The organism is Citrobacter sp. CK198, assembly GCF_030333295.1.
Classification (GTDB): Bacteria; Pseudomonadota; Gammaproteobacteria; order Enterobacterales; family Enterobacteriaceae; genus Citrobacter_B; species Citrobacter_B koseri.
On sequence record NZ_JAOWGE010000035.1, the window covers coordinates 147,532 to 163,311 of the forward strand.

The 15,780-nt window shown below is 58.1% G+C and carries 11 protein-coding genes and 1 riboswitch; of the genes, 9 read left to right on the forward strand and 2 right to left on the reverse strand.

Features of this window, described 5'->3' with window-relative positions; translation table 11 throughout:
• The first annotated feature begins 19 nt into the window (after positions 1 to 19).
• A riboswitch (TPP riboswitch) is annotated at positions 20 to 141 on the forward strand.
• A 31-nt stretch (positions 142 to 172) separates the two neighbouring features.
• Genes thiB through thiQ form a run of 3 tightly spaced genes read left to right on the forward strand, consistent with a single transcriptional unit; the run spans position 173 to position 3,424 of the window.
• Positions 173 to 1,156, forward strand: coding sequence for a thiamine ABC transporter substrate binding subunit (gene thiB, locus OGY62_RS18625; protein ID WP_286460394.1), 984 nt, complete (start codon positions 173 to 175; stop codon positions 1,154 to 1,156).
• A complete protein-coding gene (thiP, locus tag OGY62_RS18630; RefSeq protein WP_110494682.1) occupies positions 1,132 to 2,742 on the forward strand; it encodes a thiamine/thiamine pyrophosphate ABC transporter permease ThiP in 1,611 nt (536 codons plus the stop codon). Before thiB ends, thiP begins: the two co-directional genes overlap by 25 nt.
• Complete coding sequence (gene thiQ / locus OGY62_RS18635; protein WP_286460395.1) at positions 2,726 to 3,424, forward strand: thiamine ABC transporter ATP-binding protein ThiQ; 699 nt, start codon at positions 2,726 to 2,728, stop codon at positions 3,422 to 3,424. Before thiP ends, thiQ begins: the two co-directional genes overlap by 17 nt.
• 92 nt (positions 3,425 to 3,516) lie before the next feature.
• On the opposite strand, the gene OGY62_RS18640 is transcribed toward thiQ, so the two are convergent.
• Together OGY62_RS18640 and araC are read right to left on the reverse strand one after the other, a co-directional pair.
• A complete protein-coding gene (locus OGY62_RS18640; RefSeq protein ID WP_200091382.1) occupies positions 3,517 to 4,284 on the reverse strand; it encodes a DedA family protein in 768 nt (255 codons plus the stop codon).
• Positions 4,285 to 4,403: 119 nt separating this feature from the next.
• Positions 4,404 to 5,249 carry an arabinose operon transcriptional regulator AraC gene (gene araC / locus OGY62_RS18645; protein WP_012134104.1) on the reverse strand — a complete coding sequence of 282 codons (846 nt, stop codon included), beginning with the start codon at positions 5,247 to 5,249 and terminating at the stop codon, positions 4,404 to 4,406.
• Positions 5,250 to 5,589: 340 nt separating this feature from the next.
• Here araC and araB point away from each other — a divergent pair, with 340 nt between their 5' ends.
• The 6 genes from araB to rluA all read left to right on the forward strand — a co-directional run bounded on the left by araB (position 5,590) and on the right by rluA (position 15,764).
• A complete protein-coding gene (araB, locus tag OGY62_RS18650) occupies positions 5,590 to 7,299 on the forward strand; it encodes a ribulokinase (protein ID WP_286460396.1) in 1,710 nt (569 codons plus the stop codon).
• Positions 7,300 to 7,309: 10 nt separating this feature from the next.
• Positions 7,310 to 8,812: an L-arabinose isomerase gene (gene araA / locus OGY62_RS18655; protein ID WP_248622823.1), complete on the forward strand. Its 1,503-nt coding sequence runs from the start codon at positions 7,310 to 7,312 to the stop codon at positions 8,810 to 8,812.
• 98 nt (positions 8,813 to 8,910) lie between these two features.
• Positions 8,911 to 9,606 (forward strand): L-ribulose-5-phosphate 4-epimerase, encoded by a 696-nt coding sequence (gene araD, locus OGY62_RS18660; RefSeq protein WP_114847964.1) that lies wholly within the window; start codon positions 8,911 to 8,913, stop codon positions 9,604 to 9,606.
• A gap of 97 nt (positions 9,607 to 9,703) precedes the next feature.
• Positions 9,704 to 12,055 (forward strand): DNA polymerase II, encoded by a 2,352-nt coding sequence (polB, locus tag OGY62_RS18665; RefSeq protein ID WP_130028332.1) that lies wholly within the window; start codon positions 9,704 to 9,706, stop codon positions 12,053 to 12,055.
• 131 nt (positions 12,056 to 12,186) lie between these two features.
• Entirely contained in the window at positions 12,187 to 15,093 is a 2,907-nt protein-coding gene (gene rapA / locus OGY62_RS18670) for an RNA polymerase-associated protein RapA (RefSeq protein ID WP_012134109.1), read from the forward strand.
• Between the two features lie 11 nt (positions 15,094 to 15,104).
• Entirely contained in the window at positions 15,105 to 15,764 is a 660-nt protein-coding gene (gene rluA / locus OGY62_RS18675; protein ID WP_104867779.1) for a bifunctional tRNA pseudouridine(32) synthase/23S rRNA pseudouridine(746) synthase RluA, read from the forward strand.
• Positions 15,765 to 15,780 lie beyond the last annotated feature (16 nt).

A 15,780-nucleotide genomic window follows, 5' to 3' on the forward strand; every position in this document is an offset into this window, starting at 1 on the left:
CAAAATCACTACACTAACGCCGTCCTCAACGGGGTGCTGATAAACATACGCAAAACCATTCGTGAAGTGTATGGGCTGAGAAAATACCCGTCGAACCTGATCCGGATAACGCCGGCGAAGGGATTTGAGACTGCTTCTCAAGTCCTTTGCCACCCACTTTATGAGGTGCAAAGTGTTAAAAAAATGTCTTCCCTTGCTACTCCTGTGCGCAGCGCCTGCCTTCGCCAAACCTGTTCTGACCGTCTATACCTATGACTCCTTCGCTGCCGACTGGGGGCCTGGCCCGACAATCAAAAAAGCCTTTGAAGCTGACTGTGATTGCGAACTGAAGCTGGTGGCGCTGGAAGATGGCGTTTCGCTGCTTAACCGCCTGCGAATGGAAGGGAAAAACAGCAAAGCCGACGTGGTGCTTGGCCTGGACAACAACCTGCTGGAAGCCGCCACGCAAACCCGCCTGTTCGCGAAAAGCGGCATTGCGCCTGATGCGGTTAACGTGCCAGGCGGCTGGCATAACGACACATTCGTGCCGTTTGATTATGGCTACTTCGCCTTCATCTATGACAAAAACAAACTGAAAAACCCACCGAAAAGCCTGAAAGAACTGGTAGAGAGCGATCGGAAATGGCGCGTGATTTATCAGGACCCGCGCACCAGTACACCGGGGCTGGGTCTGCTGCTGTGGATGCAGAAAGTCTACGGCGATAACGCGCCGGAAGCCTGGCAAAAACTGGCGGCCAAAACGGTCACCGTCACCAAAGGCTGGAGCGAATCCTACGGCCTGTTCCTGAAAGGCGAAAGCGATCTGGTGCTGAGCTACACCACCTCTCCGGCGTATCACATCATCGAAGAGAAAAAAGATAACTACGCCGCCGCCAGCTTCAGCGAAGGTCATTACCTGCAAGTGGAAGTGGCTGCGCGCACTGCCGCCAGCAAACAGCCGAAACTGGCAGAAAAATTCCTCAAGTTTATGGTTTCACCGGCATTCCAGAACGCCATTCCTACCGGCAATTGGATGTATCCGGTCGCTGACGTCGCCCTGCCCGCAGGATTTGAACAACTGACGAAGCCATCCACCACGCTGGAATTTACGCCTGCGGAAGTGGCATCCCAGCGTCAGGCATGGATTAGCGAATGGCAACGCGCCGTCAGCCGCTAATTCCCGGCTGGCTGATACCCGGGCTTTCTGCCGCCGCGCTGATGGTGGCAGTGGCTCTGGCGGCATTTCTGGCGCTATGGCTTAACGCGCCGCAGGGTGAATGGTCGTCGCTGTGGCAGGACAGCTACCTGTGGCACGTCGTGCGTTTCTCGTTCTGGCAGGCGTTCCTGTCGGCGCTGCTCTCCGTCATCCCGGCGATTTTCCTCGCCAGAGCGCTCTATCGTCGCCGTTTTCCCGGACGTCTGGCGTTATTGCGCCTGTGCGCCATGACGCTGATTTTACCGGTGCTGGTCGCCGTTTTCGGTATCCTCAGCGTCTACGGTCGTCAGGGCTGGCTGGCCTCGCTGTGGCATACGCTGGGGCTGGAGTGGCATTTCTCGCCCTACGGCTTGCAGGGGATTTTACTGGCGCACGTCTTTTTTAACCTGCCGATGGCAAGCCGCCTGCTGCTTCAGGCGCTGGAAAACATTCCCGGCGAACAGCGACAGCTCGCCGCGCAGCTAGGTATGCGCGGCTGGCACTTCTTCCGCTTTGTTGAATGGCCGTGGCTGCGTCGTCAAATCCCGCCGGTGGCGGCGCTGATTTTTATGCTCTGTTTCGCCAGTTTCGCCACCGTGTTGTCACTTGGCGGCGGCCCGCAGGCTACCACTATCGAGCTGGCCATCTATCAGGCGCTGAGCTACGACTACGATCCTGCCCGTGCGGCCATGCTGGCGCTGATCCAGATGATATGTTGTCTGGCGCTGGTGCTGCTGAGCCAGCGGCTGAGTAAAGCCATTGCCCCCGGCGTCACGCTGGTGCAAGGCTGGCGCGACCCTGACGATCGGCTCCACAGCCGCCTGACGGACAGCCTGCTGATCGCCCTGGCGCTGCTGTTGCTTCTCCCGCCGCTGCTGGCGGTTATTATTGATGGCGTCAATCGCAGCCTGCTGGACGTGCTGGCGCAACCCATTTTGTGGCAGGCGCTGTGGACCTCTCTGCGCATTGCGCTGGCGGCGGGAGTGCTGTGCGTCATCCTGACGATGATGCTTTTATGGAGCAGCCGCGAACTGCGCGCCCGCCAGCAGGTGCTGGCAGGCCAGGCGCTGGAACTGAGCGGGATGTTGATCCTTGCCATGCCCGGCATCGTGCTGGCGACCGGCTTCTTTTTACTGCTCAACAACAGCGTTGGGCTACCGGAGTCGGCTGACGGTATTGTGATTTTCACCAACGCGCTAATGGCGATTCCCTATGCGCTAAAAGTGCTGGAAAACCCCATGCGCGATGTGACCGCACGCTACAGTATGCTGTGTCAGTCATTGGGCATTGAGGGATGGTCGCGACTGAAGGTGGTGGAACTGCGCGCCCTGAAACGCCCTCTGGCGCAGGCGCTGGCCTTTGCCTGCGTGCTCTCCATCGGTGATTTTGGCGTGGTGGCGCTGTTTGGCAACGACGATTTCCGCACGCTGCCGTTTTATCTGTATCAGCAAATTGGCTCCTATCGCAGCCAGGACGGCGCAGTTACCGCATTATTACTGCTGATGCTCTGCTTTATGCTGTTTACCGTTATCGAAAAATTACCGGGGCGAAATGTTAAAACTGACTGATATCACCTGGCTTTATCACCATTTGCCCATGCGCTTTACACTGTCGGTGGCGCGCGGTGAACAGGTGGCGGTTCTCGGGCCAAGCGGCGCCGGGAAAAGTACGTTGCTGAATTTAATCGCCGGGTTTCTGACACCGGCCAGCGGCACAATAATGATTGAAGGTCAGGATCACACCACGACACCGCCCTCCCGCCGTCCCGTTTCCATGCTGTTTCAGGAAAATAATCTGTTCAGCCACCTGAACGTGCAGCAGAACATCGGGCTGGGGTTAAACCCTGGGCTAAAGCTGAACGCGGCTCAGCGGGAGAAGCTGCATCATATTGCACGCCAGATGGGGATCGAAAATCTGCTGGCGCGCCTGCCGGGCGAGCTTTCCGGCGGGCAACGTCAACGCGTGGCGCTTGCGCGCTGCCTGGTGCGCGAGCAGCCGGTATTGCTGCTCGACGAGCCGTTTTCCGCTCTCGATCCCGCCCTGCGTCAGGAGATGCTGACGCTGGTCAGCGACGTCTGCCGCGACCAGCAATTAACCCTGCTGATGGTGTCGCATAGCGTGGAGGATGCCGCACGCATTGCGTCACGCTCGATTGTCGTGGCCGACGGGCGTATCGCATGGCAGGGCAAAACGGATGAGTTATTAAGCGGTCAGGCCAGCGCTTCGGCATTACTGGGCATTAAAGCGTAATGGGGTGCCCGGTGGCGCTACGCTTACCGGGCCTACGGACAGGCATCCGTTGTAGGCCGGATAAGCGTCAGCGCCATCCGGCAAAAGATCCCTCAGTAACCCACGACTTTACGCAGAATATCGATATACACCGGCATCAGCGGATGACGAAGCAGCATCACCAGCGCGACAATGCCCACGCTGAGCATCACCGGCGCCAGCCATAACAGGCGGCCTCGCGGTAAAAACGGCGTTAAGCGATCGGCGGCGGCCTTACCGCTACGCCATAACCGCCAGCACAGCCAGGCCGCCAGCCACAGCAGCAGCGCCGTTGCCAACAACAGCCATTTGAAATAGCCGCTCTGCATATCGGCCGGAATGTCGATCGCAGCGCCCGCCAGAATCCCCGGCAAGAAATAGAACGGCGGCCACAGCACGCAGCCAATAATATTCGGCACGATAAATTTCGCGACGGGCAGATCCAGCATCCCCGCCACCATCGGCACCAGCGGCCGCGTCGGGCCGACAAAACGCCCGACCAGAATGGTGAACATGCTGTGTTGATGCAGCGCGTGTTCGGTTTTATCCAGCAGCGCTTTGTTCTTTTTCATAAAAGACCAGCGGTGCAGCGGCTTTTTGAAGCGCCAGCCCAACCAGAAGGAGATCCAGTCCCCCAGCAGGCAACCGATAATGCCCGCCAGCCACGCATGCCAGAAATTCAGCTCACCGCTGCCGATAAGCGCCCCCAGCCCCGCCATCATCACCGTACCGGGCAGAATCAGACCGACCAACGCCAGCGACTCCAGAAAGGCCACCAGCGCCACCGCAATTAGCGAGTACAGAGCGGATTGGAGAATAAAGTGTTCCAGCAATGCTTGCATAATGTGTCCGTCAGATTTACGAAGCAGCGATTCTGCTAACCCTCACCCGCTTCGTCAAGTCGCCAATTGTCTGAATAGATTACGCGTTATGACATCTTTGCAGACACATCATTCACTTTTTATTCACAACCAGCGCGGAACTCGCTCGGGCTGGCCCCGGTACATTTTTTAAAGACGCGAGAGAAATAAAGCTGATCGTCAAACCCGACATTGCGCCCGACGGTGGCTATCGGCATCCGCGTCGTGCTGAGCAGCAGCTTCGCCTGGCTGATGCGCTGATCCTCGCGCCAGCTCAGTACGCTAATGCCTAACTGTTGGCGGAACAGGTGCGACAGGCGGGACGGCGACAGGCAGACGTGCTGCGCCACGCTGGCAATATCAAACTGGCTGTCCGCCAGATGATCGCTGATGTACTGACAGGCGTCGCGCACCCGGCTGTCCATCGGCGGATGCAACGATTCATTGATCGCCTCCATACGTCGCAGCAGAAGCTGCTCCAGCAGGTTAATCGCCAGCAGTTCAGAGTAGCGCCCTTCCCCCTGCCCGGCATTGATGATTTGACCAAAAAGCTCATTAAAGCGCGGCTGGTGCGCTTCGTCAGGGCGGAAAAAACCGGTCTGCGCAAAAATCGTCGGCCAGGTGAGCCACTCCTGCCAGTAGGCGCGCGGTCGGAAGTACACCCACTGGTGATACCATTCGCTCGCGTTGGGATGGCGACCGTAGTGGTGTACCTCGCCAGGCGGAAACAGCAAAATATCCCCCGGACGGCAGACAAACTGTTTGCCGTGGTTATTGATCACCCCTTCCCCGCGAATCGTGAGATTAAGGATATATCCCTTCATCCCCAGCGGGCGGTCGATAAAAAAATCCAGATAGCCGTTCGCCTCAATGGGCGTCAGCCCGGCAACCAGATGCGCATTAAACGAATAGCCCGGCAACAGGGGATCATTTTGCGTTTCAGCCATAAATTCAATACTCCCGGCGTTCTGAGAAGAAACCAATTGTCCATATTGAGTGAGACATCTTCACCTTCCCCTCTGCGCCCCGCCGTCATTGCGGTTACGGACCATCAACCCCGCTTGCGAAAAGAGATTTGTAACAAAGGCCGATTGCGAAGGCGATAAAAACGGGTAACAAAAGTGTCTATAACTACGACAGAAATGTCCACATTGAATATTTGCACAGCGTCACACTTTGCAATGCCATAGCATTTTAATCCATAAGATTAGCGGATCCTGCCTGACGGTTTTTATCCCCGCTATCTACTGTTTCTCCATACCTGTTTTTTTCGATTGGAGTAAGACGATGGCGATTGCAATTGGCCTCGATTTTGGCAGTGATTCAGTTCGTGCTCTGGCGGTGGATTGCGCCACCGGGGAAGAGATCGCCACCTGCGTAGAGTGGTATCCCCGCTGGCAGGAAGGGCGCTATTGCGACGCCCCGAACAACCAGTTCCGCCATCATCCACGCGACTACATAGAGTCAATGGAAGCCGCATTGAAAAACGTTCTCACGACCCTGAGCGCGTCACAGCGTGGCGAGGTGGTCGGCATCGGCGTCGACAGCACCGGCTCCACCCCCGCCCCCATTGATGCCGACGGCCACGTACTGGCGCTGCGTCCTGAGTTCACCGAAAACCCGAATGCGATGTTCGTCCTGTGGAAAGATCACACCTCGGTCGAAGAAGCGGAAGCCATCACCCGCCTGTGCCATACGCCGGGCAAAACCGATTATTCCCGCTACATCGGCGGCATTTACTCCAGCGAATGGTTCTGGGCGAAAATTCTGCACGTTACGCGTCAGGACAGCGCCGTCGCGCAGGCCGCCGCCTCCTGGATTGAGCTGTGCGACTGGGTGCCTGCCCTGCTCTCCGGCACCACGCGCCCGCAGGATATTCGCCGTGGTCGCTGTAGCGCCGGGCATAAATCGCTGTGGCATGAGAGCTGGGGCGGTTTGCCGCCCGCCAGTTTCTTCGATGACCTCGATCCCATCATCAACCGCCACCTCGCCTGGCCGCTGTTTACCGACACCTTCACTGCCGATCTGCCAGTTGGCACGCTGTGCGCGGAGTGGGCGCAACGCCTCGGCCTGCCGGAAAGCGTGGTCATCTCTGGCGGCGCGTTTGACTGCCATATGGGCGCGGTTGGCGCGGGCGCGCAGCCGAATGCGCTGGTGAAAGTGATCGGCACATCGACCTGCGACATTCTGATTGCCGACAAGCAGAGCGTCGGCGACCGTGCGGTGAAAGGCATTTGCGGCCAGGTAGACGGCAGCGTCGTGCCTGATTTTATTGGCCTGGAAGCGGGACAATCGGCGTTCGGCGATATCTATGCCTGGTTTGGCCGCATTCTCGGCTGGCCGCTGGAGCAGCTTGCGGCGCAGCATCCTGAACTGAAAGACCAAATCGCCATCAGCCAAAAGCAGCTACTCCCGGCGCTGACCGAGGCGTGGGCGAAGAATCCATCGCTGGATCATCTGCCCGTAGTGCTCGACTGGTTTAACGGTCGCCGCACGCCGAACGCTAATCAGCGTCTGAAAGGGGTGATTAGCGATCTGAATCTCGCCACCGATGCGCCAGCGCTGTTTGGCGGCCTGATCGCCGCCACTGCCTTCGGCGCACGCGCCATTCAGGAATGCTTTACCGAACAGGGCATTGCCGTCAACAACGTGATGGCGCTGGGCGGCATCGCCCGTAAGAATCAGGTGATCATGCAGGCCTGCTGCGACGTGCTCAACCGTCCGCTACAGATTGTCGCCTCAGACCAGTGCTGCGCGTTAGGCGCCGCCATTTTTGCCGCCGTCGCCGCAAAAGCGCATGTCGATATCCCTGCCGCACAACAAAAAATGGCCAGCGCCGTAGAGAACACCCTGCAACCGCGCCCGGAACAGGCTCAACGCTTCGAACAGCTTTATCAGCGCTACCGGCAGTGGGCGGTCAGCGCTGAACAACACTATCTTCCGACTGCCGCCCCGGCGCCAAAAACCCCGGTCAGCCAGGCAACCCTGACCCATTAAGGACACGACAATGACGATTTTTGACAACTATGAAGTGTGGTTTGTGATTGGCAGCCAGCATTTGTATGGCTCTGAAACGCTGCGCCAGGTTACTCAGCATGCCGAACATGTGGTAAAGGCGCTGAATACCGAAGCAAAACTGCCCTGCAAACTGGTGCTGAAACCGCTGGGGACGTCGCCTGACGAGATCACCGCGATTTGTCGTGACGCCAGTTATGACGATCGCTGTGCGGGCCTGGTGGTCTGGCTGCACACCTTCTCGCCCGCGAAAATGTGGATTAACGGGCTGAGTATTCTCAACAAGCCGCTGTTGCAGTTCCACACCCAGTTCAATTCCGCCCTGCCATGGGACAGCATCGACATGGACTTTATGAACCTGAATCAGACCGCGCACGGCGGACGCGAGTTTGGTTTTATCGGCGCGCGTATGCGTCAGCAGCACGCGGTAGTGACCGGTCACTGGCAGGATAAACACGCGCACGCGCGTATCGGCTCATGGATGCGCCAGGCGGTCTCCAGACAGGATACCCGCCACCTGAAAGTGTGCCGCTTCGGCGACAACATGCGTGAAGTGGCCGTGACCGACGGCGATAAAGTGGCAGCGCAGATCAAGTTCGGCTTCTCGGTGAATACCTGGGCAGTGGGCGACCTGGTGCAGGTCGTGAATGCGGTTAGCGACGGCGACATTAACGCGCTGGTGGATGAATACGAAAGCCACTATACCCTGACGCCCGCGACGCAAATTCACGGCGACAAGCGGCAGAACGTGCTGGAAGCCGCGCGTATTGAACTGGGCATGAAGCGCTTTCTGGAACAGGGCGGCTTCCACGCGTTCACCACGACGTTTGAAGATTTGCACGGCCTGAAGCAGCTCCCAGGGCTGGCCGTACAGCGCCTGATGCAACAGGGCTACGGTTTCGCTGGCGAAGGCGACTGGAAAACCGCCGCGCTGCTTCGCATCATGAAAGTGATGTCTGGCGGTTTGCCGGGCGGCACCTCATTTATGGAGGATTACACCTACCACTTTGAGAAGGGCAACGATCTGGTGCTCGGCTCGCACATGCTGGAAGTATGCCCGTCTATCGCGGTGGAAGAAAAACCGATCCTCGACGTGCAGCACCTCGGCATCGGGGGTAAAGACGCGCCCGCACGTCTGATCTTCAACACCCAAACCGGCCCGGCGATCGTCGCCAGCCTGATCGACCTCGGCGATCGCTATCGTCTGCTGGTCAACTGCATCGACACCGTAAAAACGCCGCATGACCTGCCGAAACTGCCGGTCGCCAACGCGCTGTGGAAAGCCCAGCCGGATCTGACCACCGCATCCGAAGCGTGGATTCTCGCCGGTGGCGCGCACCACACCGTCTTCAGCCATGCGCTGGATCTGAACGATATGCGCCAGTTCGCAGAGATGCACGATATCGAAATCACCGTCATCGATAACGATACCCGCCTGCCCGCCTTTAAAGACGCGCTGCGCTGGAACGAAGTTTATTACGGTTTCAAACGTTAACAGTTGCCGGATGGCGGCGTAAATGCCTTATCCGGCCTACAGGTCGCACCAACCTCGTAGGCCGGATAAGCGCAGCGCCATCCGGCGTGGAGACAGCTATGTTAGAAGACCTCAAACGTCAGGTACTGGAAGCCAATCTGGCGCTGCCAAAACACAATCTGGTGACTCTCACCTGGGGGAACGTCAGCGCCGTCGATCGCGAGCGCGGCGTCTTCATCATCAAACCTTCCGGCGTCGACTACAGCGTGATGAGCGCAGAGGATATGGTGGTGGTCAGCATTGCCACGGGTGAAGTGGTGGAAGGAACGAAAAAGCCCTCCTCCGATACGCCGACCCACCGTCTGTTGTATCAGTCTTTCCCGTCGATTGGCGGCATCGTCCACACCCATTCGCGCCACGCGACCATCTGGGCGCAGGCCGGGCAATCCATTCCGGCGACGGGGACGACCCATGCGGACTATTTTTACGGCACGATCCCCTGCACGCGCAAAATGACCGATGCGGAGATCAACGGCGAATATGAATGGGAAACGGGCAACGTCATCGTTGAAACCTTTGCAAAACAGGGTATCGATGCCGCGCAGATGCCCGGCGTGCTGGTGCATTCACACGGTCCGTTCACCTGGGGCAAAAACGCCGAAGACGCGGTGCATAACGCCATTGTGCTGGAGGAGGTCGCCTGTATGGGCATCTTCTGCCGCCAGCTTGCGCCACAGTTGCCGGATATGCAGCAAACGTTGCTGGATAAGCACTACCTGCGCAAACACGGGGCGAAGGCCTATTACGGGCAGTAATGGATAGCCCGACGGCGCAACCACACCTGTATAAAACCACAGCAAAACGTTCCAAACCAGGCTATAATCATGCCTGGTTTTTTAATGAGTACGCAGCGTGGCGCAGGCAGGTTTTATTTTAACCCGGCACTGGCGGGATACCCCGCAAGGAACGGAGGTCTCATTCTGGCTGGCAACGGACACCGGTCCTTTGCAGGTCACGCTCGCGCCGCAGGAGTCGGTCGCGTTTATCCCTACGCATCAGGCCGCCCGCGTCACCTCGCTGCTGCGCACAGAAAACGGCTATCGCCTGACGCCGCTCAATTTGCAGGATTTTCATCGCCAGCCCGTCTCGGGGTTGTACTGCCGCTCTCACCGACAGCTGATGCGTCTGGAAAAACAGCTGAAAGAACAGGGCGTAACGGTCTATGAAGCCGATGTGCGCCCGCCGGAACGTTACCTGATGGAGCGGTTTATCACCGCTCCCGTTTGGCTGGAGGGCGACACAAAAGACGGCGCGATCGTCAATGCCCGCCTGAAACCGCACCCAGACTACCGTCCCCCGCTGAAATGGGTATCGCTGGATATTGAAACCACCCGACACGGCGAGCTGTACTGCATTGGCCTGCAAGGCTGCGGGCAACGCGTCGTTTTTATGCTCGGCCCGGCGAATGGCGATGCCTCGGCGCTGGATTTCCAGCTTGAGTATGCGGCGAGTCGCCCGCTGCTGCTGGAAAAACTCAACGACTGGTTTGCCCGGCACGATCCCGATGTGATCATCGGCTGGAACGTGGTGCAGTTTGATTTACGCATCCTGCAAAAACATGCCGAGCGCTATCGTATCCCTCTACGTCTGGGGCGCGACAACACCGAGCTGGAATGGCGCGAGCACGGTTTCAAGAACGGCGTGTTTTTCGCCCAGGCCAAAGGGCGGTTGATTATTGACGGCATTGAGGCGCTCAAATCCGCGTTCTGGAATTTCTCATCATTTTCACTGGAAACCGTGGCCCAGGAGCTGCTTGGCGAAGGGAAATCGATCGATAATCCCTGGGACAGAATGGACGAAATTGACCGCCGTTTCGCCGAAGATAAGCCCGCGCTCGCCACGTATAACCTCAAGGACTGCGAGCTGGTGACGCAGATTTTTCATAAGACGGAGATCATGCCGTTTTTACTGGAGCGCGCCACCGTTAACGGTCTGCCCGCTGACCGCCACGGCGGTTCTGTCGCCGCCTTCGGTCATCTCTATTTTCCCCGTATGCATCGCGCCGGTTACGTTGCACCGAATCTCGGTGAAGTCCCGCCGCATGCCAGCCCTGGCGGTTACGTAATGGACTCGCGCCCTGGCCTGTATGACTCCGTACTGGTGCTGGATTATAAGAGCCTGTACCCGTCGATCATTCGCACGTTCCTGATCGACCCGGTTGGGCTGGTGGAAGGGATGGCGCAACCGGACCCGACACACAGCACCGAAGGCTTTCTTGACGCCTGGTTCTCGCGAGAAACGCACTGTCTCCCGGAGATCGTCACGCAGATCTGGCACGGGCGCGATGAGGCCAAACGACACGGTAATAAACCGCTGTCCCAGGCGCTGAAGATCATCATGAATGCGTTTTACGGCGTGCTCGGGACGACGGCCTGCCGCTTTTTCGATCCCCGACTGGCCTCGTCGATCACCATGCGCGGCCACGCGATCATGCGTCAGACCAAAGCGCTGATCGAGGCGCAGGGCTATGACGTGATCTACGGCGATACGGATTCCACTTTCGTCTGGCTGAAAGGCGCGCATTCTGAAGACGAGGCGGCAAGGATTGGCCGCGAGCTGGTGCGTCATGTGAATGACTGGTGGACGCAATCCCTGCAACAGCAAAAACTGACCAGCGCGCTGGAATTAGAGTTTGAAACCCACTTCCGCCGCTTTCTGATGCCGACCATTCGCGGGGCGGACACCGGCAGCAAAAAGCGCTATGCCGGGCTGATTCAGGAAGGCGAGAAGCAGCGAATGGTATTTAAAGGGCTGGAGACCGTGCGCACCGACTGGACGCCGCTGGCGCAGCGATTCCAGCAGGAGCTTTACCTGCGTATCTTCCGCCAGGAACCCTATCAGGAGTATGTCCGGGAAACCATCGATAACCTGATGACGGGCAAGCTGGATGAACAGCTGGTTTACCGCAAGCGACTGCGCCGCCCGTTGAGCGAATATCAGCGTAACGTTCCGCCGCACGTTCGCGCCGCCCGGCTCGCCGATGAACAAAACATCAAGCTGGGGCGCCCGGCGCAGTATCAGAACCGCGGCACGATCAAATACGTGTGGACGACTAACGGCCCTGAGCCGCTGGATTACCGGCATTCACCGCTGGATTACGAGCACTATTTAACCCGCCAGCTACAGCCGGTCGCAGAGGGAATACTTCCCTTCATCGATGATAATTTTGCTACACTACTCACAGGACAACTGGGGTTATTTTGACGCGTGACGAATGCGCCGCCATCCATTACCATAGCGCCCTTTCCATTCCTGGACCCAATTAACACTGCTGCCATTCTATTTTGGTAGCGGGTGATTATTGCCTGCAATTAAAGATATAGAGCCGAACATATATGCCTTTTACACTTGGTCAACGCTGGATCAGCGATACAGAAAGCGAACTGGGACTTGGAACCGTCGTCGCGATGGATGCGCGAACTGTCACCTTACTTTTCCCGGCGACAGGTGAAAACCGTCTGTATGCGCGCAGTGACTCCCCCGTGACCCGCGTGATGTTTAACCCTGGTGATACGATTACAAGCCATGAAGGCTGGCAGCTACAAATCGATGAAGTAAAAGAAGAAAACGGTCTGCTTGCCTATACTGGCACCCGCCTTGATACCGAAGAAACCGCCGTCACGCTGCGTGAAGTCTTGCTCGACAGCAAGCTGGTTTTCAGTAAACCGCAGGATCGCCTGTTCGCCGGGCAAATCGACCGGATGGACCGATTCGCCCTGCGCTACCGCGCACGTAAATTTCAGAGCGAGCAGTACCGCATGCCGTGGAGCGGCCTGCGCGGTCAGCGCACCAGCCTGATTCCCCACCAGCTCAACATTGCCCATGATGTCGGTCGCCGCCACGCGCCGCGCGTCCTGCTAGCGGATGAAGTGGGCTTAGGAAAAACCATCGAAGCCGGGATGATCCTGCACCAACAGCTGCTGTCTGGCGCGGCGGAACGCGTGCTGATCATCGTCCCGGAAACTTTGCAGCATCAGTGGCTGGTTGAAATGCTGCGCCGCTTCAACCTGCGCTTCGCGCTGTTCGACGACGAGCGTTACACCGAAGCCCAGCACGATGCCTACAACCCGTTTGAAACCGAGCAACTGGTTATCTGCTCGCTGGACTTCGCGCGTCGCAACAAACAGCGTCTGGAACATCTGTGCGACGCACAATGGGACCTGCTGGTCGTCGATGAAGCTCACCACCTGGTGTGGAGCGAAGACGCGCCAAGCCGCGAATATATGGCGATTGAACAACTGGCGGAACGCGTACCTGGCGTCCTGCTGCTGACCGCAACGCCGGAACAGCTGGGAATGGAAAGCCACTTCGCCCGTCTGCGTCTGCTCGACCCGAGCCGTTTCCACGACTTCGAACAATTTGTCGAAGAGCAAAAAAATTATCGCCCGGTCGCCGACGCCGTCGCCATGCTGCTGGCAGGCAACAAGCTGAGCAACGAAGAGCTGAACATGCTCGGCGACCTGATTGGCGAGCAGGACATCGAACCGCTGCTGCAAACGGCGAACAGCGACCGCGATGGCGCGCAGAATGCCCGCCAGGAGCTGGTCTCCATGCTGATGGACAGACACGGCACCAGCCGCGTACTGTTCCGCAACACCCGTAACGGCGTCAAAGGCTTTCCGAAACGCGAGCTGCACACCATCAAGCTGCCGCTGCCAACGCAATATCAGACGGCGATTAAAGTCTCCGGCATTATGGGCGCGCGTAAAAGCGCGGAGGACAGAGCGCGCGATATGCTCTACCCGGAGCAGATTTATCAGGAATTCGAAGGGGATAGCGGCACCTGGTGGAACTTCGACCCGCGCGTGGAGTGGCTGATGGGGCATCTGACCAGCCACCGCTCGCAGAAAGTGCTGGTGATCTGCGCGAAAGCCGCCACCGCGCTGCAACTGGAGCAGGTGCTGCGCGAGCGCGAAGGCATCCGCGCCGCCGTATTCCATGAAGGCATGTCCATTATTGAACGCGACCGCGCCGCCGCGTGGTTTAGCGAAGAAGACAGCGGCGCGCAGGTTCTGCTGTGCTCGGAAATCGGTTCTGAAGGCCGTAACTTCCAGTTCGCCAGCAACCTGGTGATGTTTGACCTGCCGTTTAACCCGGATTTGCTGGAGCAGCGTATTGGCCGTCTGGACCGTATCGGCCAGGCGCACGATATTCAGATCCACGTTCCGTATCTGGAAAAAACCGCGCAGTCCGTGCTGGTTCGCTGGTATCACGAAGGGCTGGATGCCTTTGAGCACACCTGCCCGACCGGTCGCGCCATCTACGATACGGTGTATCACGATCTGATCGCTTACCTGGCGACGCCTGAAAATACCGACGGTTTTGACGCGCTGATCAAAACCTGCCGCGAGCAGCACGAAGCGCTGAAGGCGCAGCTGGAGCAAGGGCGCGACCGTCTGCTGGAGATCCACTCTAACGGCGGCGAGAAAGCGCAGGCGCTGGCAGAGAGCATTGAAGAACAGGATGACGACACCAGCCTGATCGCCTTCGCCATGAACCTGTTTGATATCGTCGGGATTAACCAGGATGACCGTGGTGAGAACCTGATTGTGCTGACGCCTTCCGATCATATGCTGGTGCCGGACTTCCCTGGCCTGCCGGAAGATGGCTGCACCATTACGTTCGAGCGTGATGTGGCGCTGTCGCGTGAAGATGCGCAGTTCGTTACCTGGGAACATCCGCTGATTCGCAACGGCCTGGATCTGATTCTGTCTGGCGATACCGGCAGCAGCACGATTTCGCTGTTGAAAAACAAAGCGTTGCCGGTGGGAACGCTGCTGGTGGAACTGGTGTATGTCGTTGAAGCGCAGGCGCCGAAACATTTACAGCTTAACCGTTTCCTGCCGCCGACGCCGGTGCGCATGCTGCTGGATAAAAATGGCAATAACCTGGCCGCGCAGGTGGAGTTTGAAACCTTCAACCGCCAGCTGAGCGCCGTTAACCGTCATACCGGCAGCAAGCTGGTCAACGCGGTGCAACAGGACGTACACGCGATTCTGCAACTGGGCGAAGCGCAGGCGGAGAAATCGGCCCGGGCGCTGATCGACGCCGCACGTAGCGAAGCGGATGAAAAACTGTCTGCCGAACTGTCGCGTCTGGAAGCGCTGCGCGCCGTTAACCCGAACATCCGTGACGATGAACTTGCGGCGATCGACAGCAACCGTCAGCAGGTAATGGAAAGCCTGGATCAGGCCAACTGGCGTCTGGATGCCTTGCGTCTTATCGTCGTCACGCATCAGTAACGGAGCAAAAAATGGGGATGGAAAACTACAATCCGCCGCAGGAGCCCTGGCTGATTATCCTGTATCAGGATGAGCACATTATGGTGGTCAACAAGCCCAGCGGCTTGTTGTCCGTGCCGGGCCGCCTTGAGGAGCACAAAGATAGCGTGATGACGCGTATTCAACGCGATTATCCGCAGGCGGAGTCGGTGCATCGTCTGGATATGGCGACCAGCGGCGTGATTGTAGTGGCGCTGACCAAAGCGGCGGAACGGGAGCTGAAACGCCAGTTCCGCGAGCGTGAGCCGAAAAAACAGTACGTTGCGCGCGTGTGGGGGCATCCAGCCCCTGCCGAAGGGCTGGTTGATTTACCGCTGATCTGCGACTGGCCGAACAGGCCAAAACAGAAAGTGTGTTATGAGACGGGTAAGCCTGCGCAAACCGGGTATGAGGTGGTGGACTTCGCTGCGGATAACACCGCACGGGTGGTGCTTAAACCGATTACCGGGCGTTCTCATCAGCTACGTGTGCATATGCTGGCGTTGGGACACCCCATTCTCGGCGATCGCTTCTACGCGTCGCCAGAAGCGCTGGCGATGGCGTCGCGTCTGTTGCTGCATGCCGAAACGCTAACCATCACCCATCCCGCGTATGGCAACAGTATGACCTTTAAAGCCCCGGTAGATTTTTAAATTCTGTGCCCATTTG